Source organism: Lacibacter sp. H407 (assembly GCF_037892605.1).
Lineage (GTDB): Bacteria > Bacteroidota > Bacteroidia > Chitinophagales > Chitinophagaceae > Lacibacter.
In genome coordinates this window covers 1488008-1501207 of the sequence record NZ_JBBKTU010000001.1, presented here as the reverse complement: position 1 = coordinate 1501207, position 13200 = coordinate 1488008, and the positions used below count along the sequence as shown (strand labels likewise).

Sequence of the window (13200 nt, the reverse complement as noted above, 5' to 3'; positions counted from 1 at the left end):
AATATATGCCTTCATTATCACGCAGAGATGCGTTAAAAGCATTAGGTATTTCCATTGGCAGTTCAATGTTGCCGCTTTCATCATGGGCCACCAATGATCAAGGTGAACGCATCTATCTTCCTGAATTCAGCAGCAGTTTTGTACCTGATAAACCCATCACTGTTATTACCTGCGGTGCCGGTTCAAGAGGAAATGTGTATGGCAATTATGCTGTTCAATATCCTGCCCAGCTTGATGTTGTTGGTGTGGCCGAACCTATTGTTATTCGTAATGAACGTTATGCAAAGAAGCACGCAATAAAAGATGAAAATCGTTTTAAAACATGGGAAGATGTATTTAAACGTCCAAAATTTGCAGATGCAATTCTCATCACCACACCGGATAATCTGCACTACGGCCCATGTATGAAGGCATTAGAAATGGGTTATCATGTATTGCTGGAAAAACCAATTTCACCCAGTGAAAAAGAATGCCGTGATATATTAGCGATGACAAAGAAAACAGGAAAGATCGTTGCAGTTTGTCATGTACTGCGTTATGCTCCTTACTTTGAAGAGTTGCGTAAGATCATGCAAAGTGGCGTGTTGGGTAAAGTGGTAAGCGTACAACATATCGAACCAATTGAGCACACACACATGAGTCATTCTTATGTTCGTGGCAACTGGCATAACAGTAAAGAAACAACTCCTATCATTCTTGCAAAGAGTTGTCATGACCTGGATATATTACGTTGGATGATAGATAAACAAAGCAAGAGCATTCATGCATTGGGCGATATTAGCTGGTTCAAAAAAGCAAATGCTCCCGAAGGAAGTACTGCACGTTGTACCGATGGTTGTAAAGTGGAAGCAAGTTGTCCTTATTCCGCTCTGAAACTTTATTATCGTGAACGAAAACGAACCTATGTATTTGACATGCCTGAAGAAAAAGAGAAACATGCCGATCATATTATGGAGAAACTAAAAACAACCAATTATGGTCGCTGTGTGTACAGAATGGAGAACGATCAACCCGATCATTATACTACCAACATATTATTTGAAGATGGTGTTACCTGCAGTTTCAGCATGGAAGCTTTTACTTCCTATGAAGGTAGGAGAACAAGAGTAATGGGAAGCCTTGGTGATATTGTGGGCGATATGACAACGATGGTACATACCGATTTCCTCACCGGTAAAAAAACAGAATGGAAAAACGCAACTGATATGCATGGTGGCGGCGATTGGCGGCTTGTTGCCAACTGGATCGAAGCAATTTCCAAAAATGACGCATCACTACTCACCTCAACAATTGATGCATCCATTGAAAGTCATTTAATGGGTTTTGCAGCAGAGCAAAGCAGGAAAGGAAATAAAGTGGTGGAGATAAAGCTGTAAATAAAACATCGTCTTTTGTAAACAAGTTGGGCCCCGATAGACATCGTGGGCCCTTTTGCTTACCTCTGAAACCACAAAAAAATCGTTTTTTTGGCTCAGTAAGAGTTATGGAATCAAACCATATTCAGTTACCTGAATAAGTACAGTAAATAAATAATGAGGTATGGAACTATTTGTTCATCAGCGGGATATCGTGGAATATGAGGAGCTCTGCAACGGAGATTGGAAGTGGGATGGACGGGGACCAGATGTGACGAGATAAATATAGACCAGTCTTTTGGATTATGCAAGAAAAATCAACGGCTTCTTTTTGCAGTTATAGCAATTCCTTTTCTGCAGCAGCAAATGCTTTCTTTGTTTTGAACGAATACCACCAATGAGGAGCTGTTTTCTTCAACAAAGTATCAATGCCCCGCATGCCAAACAGGTTCCATGCACCATGTAACTTTTGAGCAATCCCCTCTTGCATAGCCCGCAAACTCATGGCAAACCCGCTATCCATATACTCCATGTGGTGCCAGCAACCGGCGGGCATAAACAGGGTATCGCCATGTTCCAGAATTATTTCGTAACCGTTGGCACGTTTCAGGGCAGGAAACTTTTTATAATCCGGCGTACCGTTCATTTCATGGTAGTGGCTGAAATCGGCAAGACTCAATACCTCATAAGGTTTTCGGTATAATTTGTATTGTTCTTCGTACGGAAATAACAACACCCGTTTACGACCAACAAATTGTGTATGCAAAATGTGCGACAAATCAATATCAAAATGCATATGAGTGATGGACGTTGCCCCACCTACAAACAGCATTGGATATTTTTTTACAAAGCCTCTCATGTACTCTTCTGGCCAGGTAAAATCGTTGGTAAGCTCAGGTGAATGGTCGAAAATATTGAAGAGGAAAATGCGCCAACCAGCCGGGCCCTGTGAGATCATATCAATGTATTCGCCAAAACTCTTGTAATCATCAGCCGTATTGATAGGCGTGTATGCATCACTTTTGATATTATTATAAATACCTACTTTATGATGCCCGGCAGCAGATTTCAAATAATCCCAGTTCCACTTGTTATAGGCAGGCCATGCCTTTGCAAGCGATTTGATCACCACAGGTTTTCCAGGCAAATAGTACTCCAGGCGAAACTGCTCAGGACTGATTTCATTAAAAGAGTCAACAGGTTTTAGTTGCATAACAGATCAGGGCTATGAAGCTACCTTCAAATATAAATGAACAAAAGCAGATAATTGATTTGCCTGCTGATAAAATTGGAAGGATTGCATCGTACTTTTAACCATGCTTTTGCATGTACATCCAGACAATCCGCAACCCAGGCAGATCAAAACCATAGTTGACTGTCTGCAAAGCGGCGGCATCATCATCTATCCAACCGATACCATCTATGGTTTGGGTTGCGATATTTTTCAGCACAAAGCCATCGAACGAATTTGTCGTATTAAAAATGTTGATCCGCAAAAAGCGCAGCTCTCCTTTATTTGTAACGATCTCAGCGATCTCAGCACCTATACCAAAAGTATTTCCACCCCTTTGTATCGTACGCTTAAACAATACTTGCCCGGTCCATACACATTTATTTTACCTGCCAGTCGTGAAGTACCTAAGATCCTGAAGAGTAAAAAAGATACCATTGGGTTACGTGTACCCGATAATGAAATTGCACGTACTATTATCCGTGAGTTAGGTCGCCCCATTCTCAGTGCATCATTGCCCGGAGAGATGGTGGAAGAATACACCGATCCGGAATACATGCATGATAATTTTAAAAAGCTGGTTGATCTTGTTGTTGATGGTGGTATTGGCGGTATGGTTCCTTCAACCATTGTTGATTGTACAGAAGATGAACCGGTGGTATTAAGAGAAGGTTTAGGTGAATGGAACGGATAAATATGGAAATGAAGAATGAGAAATGTGGAATGAAAAATGAAAAAGTAATATCGTTTATAGGATGAACTCTTCACACTGTTCACAGCAACAATTACTACCTGATGGATTAAAATAGTGATACCTACCTGCTTATTGCATGGCAATAGATTTCCAGCTGATATGGAAGAATAAAAAGAAGAGTAAAGCGATACAGCACCGCTCCCTCTCTGTTGAAGGGGGAGGGTGAGGCCTCAAAACAACTCCACCATCTTTTCCGGATCAATATTAAACGACTTACGGTGGTGTTCACATAACCCATGCACTTCTATCGCCTTCCGGTGTTCTGCTGTTCCATAGCCTTTGTTCTTTTGCCAATTGTAGTGCGGAAACTGTTGGTGAAGGTTCAGCATGTATTCATCACGATAGGTCTTGGCCAAAATACTGGCCGCAGCAATGGAAGCAAAACGTCCATCACCTTTTACAAATGTTTTGTGTGCCGTTCGTTTGTATTTAATGAAGCGGTTTCCATCGATCAACAGTAATTGTGGTTTTTGTATGAGTTGATCAATTGCCAAATGCATGGCCTTGAACGATGCTTTGAGAATATTGATCTGATCGATCTCTTCCACTTCCACTTTTGCAACTGCATAAGCCATTGCCTGCTCTTCAATGATCAATCGTAACGTGGTTCTGTTTGTTTCGTTCACCTGTTTACTGTCGTTGAGCAACGGATGATGAAACTCCTTTGGCAAAATCACTGCAGCTGCAAACACAGGTCCGGCATAACAACCACGCCCCGCTTCATCGCAGCCGGCCTCAAGCAGTTCTTCCTGGTAAAACGACAGTAAAGACATGGCCTCAAAAGTAAGTTAACAAGCTATTGTTTCTTCAATCCAAATAAAATTTCAACATTTGTATATGGCTACGCAACAGGTACACGACGATCTTCTCCGCAAGAGTTATCCCTTATTTGAAGATCAGCTAGTAGATGAAATTGAAGAACAAGGTGAGTTCAAAACTTTTCCTGCCAATGAGATCCTCATGCGAAAAGGGCAGTACATCCGCAGTACCATGCTGGTTTTAAATGGTCTCATCAAGATCTATCGGGAAGATGATGATGGCAATGAATTTCTCATGTATTATTTAAAACCGGGTGAAGCCTGTGCTTTATCACTCGTTTGTGCAGCCAAGCATGAAGCAAGTCCTATTATGGCAAAAACAGTTGTTGAAACAGAAGTGATGATGGTGCCTGTTGATACAATGAGCGAATGGATGAGTAAATTCAAAAGCTGGTACCAGTTTGTGATTGAAACCTACCGTAACCGTTTTGATGAATTACTTGTTACATTAGATAATGTTGCCTTCCGCAGTATGGATGAGCGTTTGGAATTTTACCTGAAGCGGGCAAAGGATGCGCAGCAAACAACCCTACTCAATATCAGCCACCAGGAAATTGCACAGGAGTTAAATACATCTAGAGAGGTAATATCAAGACTACTCAAAAAAATGGAGCAAAAAGGTTTGGTGGGTCTGCACCGCAATGCCATTGAGTTGAAAAATTTATAATTGTTTGCCTGTGTGATTTGTATCACCTTCCGATGCTGAAATTGCATCCACATTTGCAGCATGGAAATAATCGGCTACATCGCTTCTATTGTTATTGGCATTTCGTTAGGACTCATCGGCGGAGGTGGTTCTATTCTGACAGTACCGGTATTGGTCTATCTGTTTGGTGTGAACCCGGTATTGGCAACTGCTTATTCCTTATTTATTGTTGGGGCCACTTCGCTGGTAGGCGTTTTCCCGAAATACAAGCATGGACTGGTAAATATTAAAACAGCCTTGATCTTTGGCGCACCAGCCATTGCAGCCGTTTATGCCACACGGAAATTTATAGTACCGGCTATTCCCGATGAAGTGTTTACCCTTGCTGGTTTCACCGTAACCAAACCCATTTTAATGATGCTGCTGTTTGCAGTACTGATGGTGTTTGCATCGTACTCCATGATCAAGGGAAAGAACGAAGATGAAAATGGTAACGGTGGCGAACAGAAATTCAATTACCCATTGATACTCGTCGAAGGAACTGTCGTAGGTATCTTAACCGGATTGGTTGGTGCCGGTGGGGGGTTCTTAATTATTCCTGCATTGGTATTACTCAGCAAACTTCCAATGAAACAAGCCGTTGGAACTTCTCTATTAATTATAGCAGCTAAATCACTGATCGGCTTCCTTGGTGATGTTGGGCATCAAGTCATCGATTGGAAACTACTCATCATTGTAACAGCATTGGCCATTGCCGGCATTTTTGTTGGCAATGCACTCAGTAAAAAAATCTCCGGTGATAAATTGAAAAGAGGGTTTGGCTGGTTTGTATTGGTGATGGGCATTTACATTATTGTGAAAGAATTGTTTATTCGCTAAACTTCTTTTCCTCCGGCGCTTCTATGTGACAAAAGTCATAGTTCACTGTCTCCTGAAAACACAACTTTGTATCATTCGAATCAACAATAAAAAAACAAAAAAATATAAACATGAAAATTGAACAGATCTATACCGGTTGCTTAGCACAAGGTGCATATTACATTGAAAGTGAAGGCGAGGCCGTAGTGATCGATCCGTTGCGTGAAGTAAAACCTTACCTGGAAAAAGCAAAGCGCAATAATGCCAAGATCAAGTATGTATTTGAAACACATTTCCATGCAGATTTTGTGAGTGGACATATTGATCTTGCAAAAGAAGCTGGTGCAAAGATCGTGTACGGTCCAAATGCACAACCCGATTTTGAATTTCATTCTGCGAAAGATGGTGAAGAGCTGAAAGTTGGCAAACTTACATTCAAAGTATTGCATACACCGGGACATACAATGGAAAGTACCTGTTACCTGTTGAAAGATGAACATGGAAAAGATATTGCCATCTTCACCGGTGATACATTATTCATTGGTGATGTTGGTCGCCCTGATCTTGCACAAAAAATTGTAGTGGATCTTACACAGGATATGCTTGCAGGCTATTTGTATGATTCTCTTCGTAATAAGATCATGCCGTTGGCAGATGAGCTCATCGTATATCCCGCGCATGGTGCAGGAAGTGCATGCGGCAAGAACATGAGTAAAGAAACTTCTGATACATTGGGTCATCAAAAAGCAACCAACTATGCATTGCGTGCAAACATGACCAAAGAAGAATTCATTAAAGAAGTAACAACAGGCTTGGTGGCACCTCCACAATATTTTCCTTTGAATGTAATGATGAATATTCATGGTTACGACAGCATTGAAGAAGTGTTGAAGCGTGGCACACAAGCACTCAGCCCTGAAGCATTTGAAACAGCAGCAAACGAAACCGGTGCTTTGATCCTCGATACAAGGGATGGAGAAGTTTTTGCAAAAGGATTTGTACCAAACTCCATCAACATTGGTATCGATGGAAGCTTTGCTCCATGGGTTGGCAGTATGATCCCCGATGTAAAACAGGAAATCTTATTGGTAACAGATGAAGGTCGTGAAGAAGAAGTGGTTACCCGTTTGGCCCGTGTTGGTTACGATTATTCACTGGGTTATCTGAAAGGCGGATTCAATGCATGGAAAGAAGCTGGAAAAGAAATTGACCAGATCAAACGTGTATCTGCAGAAGAGTTAGCCGAGATCGTAACAAAAGATAATGATGCAAACATTCTCGATGTACGTAAAGAAAGTGAGTACCAGAGTGAACATTTGTTTAATGTAGAGAACACGCCATTAGATTTTATTAACGACAGCATGTTAAAGGTTGATAAAAATAAAACCTACTATGTGCATTGTGCAGGTGGCTATCGCTCAATGATCTTTGTATCTATTCTTCGTGCACGTGGTTATGATAATTTAATTGATGTGCGTGGTGGTTTTAAAGCAATGAAAGAAAGCGGTAAGTTTAATTTAACCGATTACGTGTGTCCAACCACGCTGTTGTAACAAGCAATTTTAACAATACATGAAGGTGTATTACAACCTCCTTCATTTCAAATCATACTATGAAAAACCGATATTTTTTCCTGGCAGTTGGATTCTTTGCTGTTCTCTCAGCAATGGCGCAAACAAAAAATGTAGCGCCTGCATTTGCTGAAAAGAAATTCAATAAAAAGAAAGTGGTAGTACTGGATGTACGCACCACACAGGAATTCAACGAAGGTCATTTGCCCAACGCAGTTCATATAGATGTGATGGATTCAGTTGCATTTGTACAACAAATCAATCAGCTGAAAAAAGGAAAGTCCTACCTGGTTTACTGCAAAAGCGGACGACGCAGTGCCAAAGCAGCAACCATCATGGAGCAACAGGGCTTTCGCCGTATCTGGAATATGGAAGGCGGCATCACTGCCTGGAAAGGAACAATTAAACAATAAACGAAAAACCATTTGATATGAATCTAAAAGAAATCGTTCAGAACCCACAGACAAAGTTTGTTGATGTGCGTTCAAGAGAAGAATTTGCCGACGGGCATTTCCCTGGTGCAACAAATATCCCTTTGCCTGAAATAACAAGCAATGTAGAGGAATTAAAAACATTTAACGGCCCGGTGGTATTGTATTGCCGCTCTGGTGCAAGAAGTATGAATGCATACTTTCTTTTAAAACAACTGGGACTTGAGAATGTACACGATGCTGGCGGCTTGTACGATTTATTAACCTTGAAAAATCTAAATTAACATGTTCAACTTCTTCAAAAAATTATTTGGCCCGGGTACAGATTTTAAAACATTACAACAACAAGGTGCTGTTATTATTGATGTGCGTACTGCCGGTGAATTTAGCGGCGGCCATATTAAAGGAGCCATTAACATTCCGGTTGACAGTATCCGTTCAAAGATCAACGACATTAAGAAAAAAGGAAAGCCTGTTATTACTTGTTGCGCCAGTGGTATGCGTAGTGGTTCTGCCACATCTATCTTGAAACAGGCAGGCGTTGAAGCATATAACGGCGGATCATGGATGAGCTTACAAAATAAAATGGCATCATGATCATTCAATGGTTGAAACAATGGAATGGTATACGCCTGCTTCGCCTTGGCATAGGTGTAGCAGCAATTATTCAAGGGCTTCATTCGCCTACTCCTTTTCTTTGGGTAATAGGTGCAGTATTAGTGATCCAGGCTTTTATGAATATCGGATGCATGGGAGGTGCCTGTGCTGTTCCGCAAAACAAACAACAAATCAAGCAAGTAAATAAGCATGAAGAATCTATTTAAAAAAGCAACCTGGGTTTTACCGGGATTGCTGTTGGGTGCTGCAGGTGGCTTCTTCTATTGGAAATTCTATGGTTGTGATGGCACTTGCCTTATCACTTCAAGCCCGGTAAGAAGTATGATCTATTTTGGGGTGATGGGAGCCATTGGCAACAGTATGTTCAAACCAAAGCAAAAGGAAACAAAAGAACCAAGCGAGGTTTCGAACAACAATTGATCTGATCCGTTTCATTCTTCTGTACCTTACAGAAACACCTGTTCTCAATGTAATATTTATCACATAATTCCGGCAGGTGGATATCTACCTTGCAAGAACTTAAACGAAACAATTCATGAGCCTGATTGAATTTATTAAACAACCGTGGCCTTGGTATGTAGCTGGTCCATTGATCGGGTTAACAGTACCCACGCTACTCATCATTGGTAACAAAACCTTTGGTATCTCTTCTTCCCTGCGGCATATCTGCGCAGCATGTTTGCCTGCAAAAATTCCTTTCTTCAATTATGATTGGAAAAAAGAAGTATGGAACTTATTTTTTGTAGGCGGTATTTTATTAGGAGGCTTCATTGCGTTTCTCTTTCTGCAAAATCCTGAACCAATGATCGTGAATCCAAAGCTGAGTACAGAGTTGGCCACGTACGGAATTACAAATTACGATTCACTTGTTCCAACAGAAGTGTTTAACTGGAGCAGCCTGTTTACGCTGCGTGGTTTTATTATGATGGTGGTGGGTGGTTTCCTCGTTGGGTTTGGAACACGCTATGCCGGTGGATGCACAAGCGGACATGCAATCATGGGTCTTTCTACTTTGCAATGGCCTTCATTGGTAGCAACCATCAGTTTTATGGTGGGTGGTTTTATCATGGCCAATCTCCTTCTTCCTTTCATTCTTAAACTCTAACGATTCATGGAACAACATAAAAATATAGCTGAAGAAGAAATAGTGGTGGAACAAAAACACCATGAGTTCCTTACGGAGAATACAGATTTTGAAATGCGTTCGATGGATGCTACCTGCTTCAACGAATCAGAACTTCAACATCCATGGTGGCATAATTTCAAATATGCATTTGTAGGGTTACTGTTTGGTATCCTCTTCGTAAAAGCAGAAGTGGTTTCCTGGTTCCGTATACAGGAAATGTTTCGACTGCAAAGTTTTCACATGTATGGCATCATTGGTTCTGCAGTAGTAGTGGGTATCATCAGTATTTGGCTTATTAAAAAATTCAAAGTCAAAACTATCTATGGTGAACCAATTGAATTTGTTGATAAGAAATTCAATAAGGGTCAGATTTATGGTGGACTTCTGTTTGGTTTAGGTTGGGCTGTTACCGGCGCATGCCCGGGACCGTTATTTGCGCAGATAGGAAATGGCGCTACTGTTATAGCCGTAACACTGCTGAGTGCAATTGCCGGCACATGGGTGTATGGGAAATTCAGAGAGCAACTGCCACATTAAATTTAGTAACACAAAAAAGTGAATACACAGAGAACCATACTTGTATTTCTTATTCTGTTGCTGCTGATTACAGCTACACAGTTTAGCTGTAATGAATCAGGCAAAGAGGAATCAACTGCAGTTGACTCAACCATTCAGCAAACTGTTTGGAAGGGGCCACCTGCTAGCCAGATTCCTTATTACTCAAGAGAAGATGGAAAACTCATCTGGTATGGTCATGAACTGATCGCTAATACATCGAAATATCTAGGCCCGAAAGGATCGGTACTGCAGATCACGAATGGCATGAATTGTCAGAACTGTCATTTAGATGCAGGTACAAAACCATGGGGGAATAATTATGGGGCTGTTTATACAACCTATCCAAAATTCAGAGATCGCTCAGGTGGTATAGAAACCATTTACAAACGGGTGAACGATTGCATGGAACGGAGTTTAAATGGAACAGCACTTGATACAAATTCAAAAGAGATGCGGGCCATTTATGCCTACATCAAATGGTTGGGCGAAGATTTGAAGAAAGGCGATAAACCAAAAGGCTCCGGTATTGTTGAGCTGCCTTTTTTGAGCCGTGCTGCCGATCCGCAACAAGGCAAAACAGTGTACGTGCAGAAATGCCAAACCTGCCATGGAGCAAATGGTGAAGGATTAATGAACATAGATGGTAATGCGTATGCATATCCACCATTATGGGGTAAGAACAGTTACAATAGCGGCGCCGGTTTATTCCGTTTATCACGCTTTGCAGGTTATGTAAAAAATAATATGCCACAGGGAACCGATTATCATGCCCCGCAACTGAGCGACGAAGAAGCATGGGATGTGGCAGCATTCGTTAACTCGCAACCACGTCCTTCAAAAGATCTGAGCAGCGATTGGCCCGATATTTCAAAGAAACCAATCGACCATCCGTTTGGTCCCTATGCTGATTCATTTACTGAACAGCAACATAAATATGGTCCTTATGGTCCCATCAAGGATTTTAAGGAGCAGCAAAAAAAATCCGTTTCTCAAAAATCAAAGTAAACGATTGCAATGCCAGATACAAAAATTACCCATCTGAACAATTGTTCATGCAGCAGTTGTTCAGATGGTCAACAAATCGCACCCATCTCGCAAAACTCAAGAAGAGATTTTTTTAAGTCAGCATCTGCTATTGCAGCAGGTGCTGTGTTACCCGCATCCATTGTAAATGCTGTAAGCGGCGACGATTATCATGCAAATGAATTGTTAGGGAATAAAGCGGTGAAAGATGGTAAAGCAAAAGTATTTACCCTTTTGCACACATCCGATATTCATGCACAGCTATACACACACGATGAATTCTTTTTTGAAAACAACCAACCGGTTTATAAAAAACGTGGCGGGTTTGCGGTATTGAAAACAATGCTGCATACCCTCAAAGCACAAAACCCAACAAACACCATTATTATTGACGGTGGTGATTGCTTCCAGGGCGGTGGTGTAGCTGCATTAACTGAAGGAAAAGGAATTGTACCACTGATAAACAATATTGGGTATGATCTTATTCTGCCAGGTAACTGGGAAGTAGTGTATGGAAAAGATATGATGCTGAAAGATCTTGGTGGTTACAATAGTGCAAAGATCTGTGCCAACATGTTTCATGATAATTCGGATGAAAATAAAAACGATCTGATTTTTCCTCCTTACTGGACAAAAATGTTGGGTGGAGTTAAAATTGGATTCATTGGTTATAACGATCCGCTTACACCTAAACGTCAATCGCCTGCTTACAGTAAAGGCATCACGTTTACAAAACCGGAAATAAATGTGGCGAAGTATGTCAAAATTCTTAAAGAGTATGAGAATTGCGCAATGATATTTTTAGTAACACATATGGGTTTGGCGCAACAGGTTGATCTTGCCAATCAACCCGAATTACAGGGAGTTGACTATATACTTGGTGCCGATACGCATGAACGTGTGCGTGTGCCCATACAAGGTAAGTATGCAAAGGTTACAGAGCCCGGCGCCTTTGGTTCTTTTGTTGCCAAGCTTGATATCGTTATTGAAAACGGACAAATAAAAGATGAGAACTACCAATTGCTCGATGTGGATCCTGAAAAATATAAACCCGATCCCGCAATGGAAAGGCTGGTTGAAGAAGTAAGTGCTCCACATAAAAAAGAACTCAATAAAGTAATTGGCAAAACCAAAACAACATTGGTACGCTATTATGTTATTGAAAACCCAATGGACAACCTGATCACCGATGCATTGATGTGGAAATTTAAAGATGCAAACGTTGATGTGGTGGTGAGTAATGGTTTTCGTTTTTGTCCCCCATTAGTTGCCGATGCAAAAAAAGGATATGCAGAGATCACCAATGATTTTTTATGGAGCATGCTCCCGGTTGAAAGCGATGTAAAGATGGGTGAAGTAAGCGGCGCACAGTTACATGATTGGATGGAACAGGAGTTGCACAATGTGTTTGCTAAAGATCCCGCCAAACGTTTTGGAGGCTGGGTGGTTCGTTTCAAAGGAATGGAGATGAACTTCACCATGAATAATGATTTGGGAAAACGTGTAAACCGGATAACCATCAATGGCAAACCTCTTGATAAAAAGAAACAATATACCATGCTCGCCTGCGAACGTGATGGTGATCCTGATGACACCTTATGCCGTCTGGAAAAAGTAAAGAACCCCCGCAAACCCGGCCATACATTACACGGCATTATGCGTGAATATCTGGCTGCACATCCAATGGTAGCGCCAAAAATTGAAGGCCGTGCAACAGCAACCGATGCTCCGTCAACATTATTATCGCAACTGGAAGGATATAATTATACATTTATCTGATAAAACAACTCATATGCAAGGATTAAAATTCTTACTCGTATCAGCACTGGTTATCAGTTCATCTTTTTTAAAGGCGCAATCGAAAATTGTATGGGAAATGGCATCGGGTGATACTGCCCAGCAACGTATCCTGTTCAGACAGGTAGGTAATGTACTTGCAGCCGCACCTGATACAAAAATTGAAATTGTATTTCACGGAAATGCTGTTTGGGGTCTGCTGAAAGACACCGGTTATTTTAAAGAACAGATCATTGGCTTTCATAAAAAGGGAGTGGTAATGGCTGTTTGTAACAATGCTTTAAAAATGAGGAATATTAAAACAGACAGAGTGATACCCGAAGGAACCGTTGTTCCTGTTGCCATTCTTGAATTAGTAAAAAAACAGGAAGAAGGCTGGAGTTATATTAAAGCAGCCAATTGACCCGATTGAAA

The 13200-nt window shown here is 41.1% G+C and carries 17 protein-coding genes; 15 read left to right on the top strand and 2 right to left on the bottom strand.

The window, feature by feature from the left end; translation table 11 throughout:
* Positions 1–5: 5 nt before the first annotated feature.
* Entirely contained in the window at positions 6–1376 is a 1371-nt protein-coding gene (locus WG989_RS06595; protein ID WP_340428181.1) for a Gfo/Idh/MocA family protein, read from the top strand.
* 316 nt (positions 1377–1692) lie between these two features.
* Here the strand turns inward: WG989_RS06595 and WG989_RS06590 are convergent, their stop codons facing one another.
* The gene (locus WG989_RS06590; RefSeq protein ID WP_340428180.1) at positions 1693–2568 is read right to left on the bottom strand and encodes a cupin-like domain-containing protein; all 876 of its coding nucleotides are present in this window, start codon (positions 2566–2568) and stop codon (positions 1693–1695) included.
* 103 nt (positions 2569–2671) lie between these two features.
* Between WG989_RS06590 and WG989_RS06585 the strand changes: the two genes are divergently transcribed.
* The gene (locus WG989_RS06585; RefSeq protein WP_340428178.1) at positions 2672–3280 is read left to right on the top strand and encodes an L-threonylcarbamoyladenylate synthase; all 609 of its coding nucleotides are present in this window, start codon (positions 2672–2674) and stop codon (positions 3278–3280) included.
* Between the two features lie 230 nt (positions 3281–3510).
* Here the strand turns inward: WG989_RS06585 and rnhB are convergent, their stop codons facing one another.
* Positions 3511–4113 (bottom strand): ribonuclease HII, encoded by a 603-nt coding sequence (rnhB, locus tag WG989_RS06580; RefSeq protein ID WP_340428177.1) that lies wholly within the window; start codon positions 4111–4113, stop codon positions 3511–3513.
* Between the two features lie 64 nt (positions 4114–4177).
* Here rnhB and WG989_RS06575 point away from each other — a divergent pair, with 64 nt between their 5' ends.
* From WG989_RS06575 to WG989_RS06515, 13 genes are all read left to right on the top strand, one after another.
* Positions 4178–4825: a Crp/Fnr family transcriptional regulator gene (locus WG989_RS06575; RefSeq protein ID WP_340428176.1), complete on the top strand. Its 648-nt coding sequence runs from the start codon at positions 4178–4180 to the stop codon at positions 4823–4825.
* A 60-nt stretch (positions 4826–4885) separates the two neighbouring features.
* Complete coding sequence (locus WG989_RS06570) at positions 4886–5683, top strand: sulfite exporter TauE/SafE family protein (RefSeq protein ID WP_340428174.1); 798 nt, start codon at positions 4886–4888, stop codon at positions 5681–5683.
* A 110-nt stretch (positions 5684–5793) separates the two neighbouring features.
* Positions 5794–7215 (top strand): MBL fold metallo-hydrolase, encoded by a 1422-nt coding sequence (locus WG989_RS06565; protein WP_340428173.1) that lies wholly within the window; start codon positions 5794–5796, stop codon positions 7213–7215.
* A 59-nt stretch (positions 7216–7274) separates the two neighbouring features.
* A complete protein-coding gene (locus tag WG989_RS06560) occupies positions 7275–7646 on the top strand; it encodes a rhodanese-like domain-containing protein (protein ID WP_340428172.1) in 372 nt (123 codons plus the stop codon).
* A 17-nt stretch (positions 7647–7663) separates the two neighbouring features.
* Positions 7664–7948 carry a rhodanese-like domain-containing protein gene (locus WG989_RS06555; RefSeq protein WP_340428170.1) on the top strand — a complete coding sequence of 95 codons (285 nt, stop codon included), beginning with the start codon at positions 7664–7666 and terminating at the stop codon, positions 7946–7948.
* A 1-nt stretch (position 7949) separates the two neighbouring features.
* A complete protein-coding gene (locus tag WG989_RS06550; RefSeq protein WP_340428168.1) occupies positions 7950–8261 on the top strand; it encodes a rhodanese-like domain-containing protein in 312 nt (103 codons plus the stop codon).
* Complete coding sequence (locus WG989_RS06545; RefSeq protein ID WP_340428166.1) at positions 8258–8488, top strand: hypothetical protein; 231 nt, start codon at positions 8258–8260, stop codon at positions 8486–8488. Before WG989_RS06550 ends, WG989_RS06545 begins: the two co-directional genes overlap by 4 nt.
* Positions 8472–8702, top strand: coding sequence for a hypothetical protein (locus WG989_RS06540; protein WP_340428165.1), 231 nt, complete (start codon positions 8472–8474; stop codon positions 8700–8702). Before WG989_RS06545 ends, WG989_RS06540 begins: the two co-directional genes overlap by 17 nt.
* Before the next feature lie 115 nt (positions 8703–8817).
* Positions 8818–9387: a YeeE/YedE family protein gene (locus tag WG989_RS06535; RefSeq protein ID WP_340428163.1), complete on the top strand. Its 570-nt coding sequence runs from the start codon at positions 8818–8820 to the stop codon at positions 9385–9387.
* A gap of 6 nt (positions 9388–9393) precedes the next feature.
* On the top strand, positions 9394–9945 hold the full coding sequence (locus WG989_RS06530) for a DUF6691 family protein (RefSeq protein WP_340428162.1): 552 nt from the start codon (positions 9394–9396) through the stop codon (positions 9943–9945).
* An 18-nt stretch (positions 9946–9963) separates the two neighbouring features.
* Complete coding sequence (locus WG989_RS06525) at positions 9964–10971, top strand: c-type cytochrome (RefSeq protein WP_340428161.1); 1008 nt, start codon at positions 9964–9966, stop codon at positions 10969–10971.
* A 9-nt stretch (positions 10972–10980) separates the two neighbouring features.
* Positions 10981–12768, top strand: coding sequence for a 5'-nucleotidase C-terminal domain-containing protein (locus WG989_RS06520; protein WP_340428159.1), 1788 nt, complete (start codon positions 10981–10983; stop codon positions 12766–12768).
* Positions 12769–12781: 13 nt separating this feature from the next.
* Entirely contained in the window at positions 12782–13189 is a 408-nt protein-coding gene (locus tag WG989_RS06515) for a DsrE family protein (RefSeq protein ID WP_340428157.1), read from the top strand.
* The last annotated feature ends 11 nt before the right edge of the window (positions 13190–13200 follow it).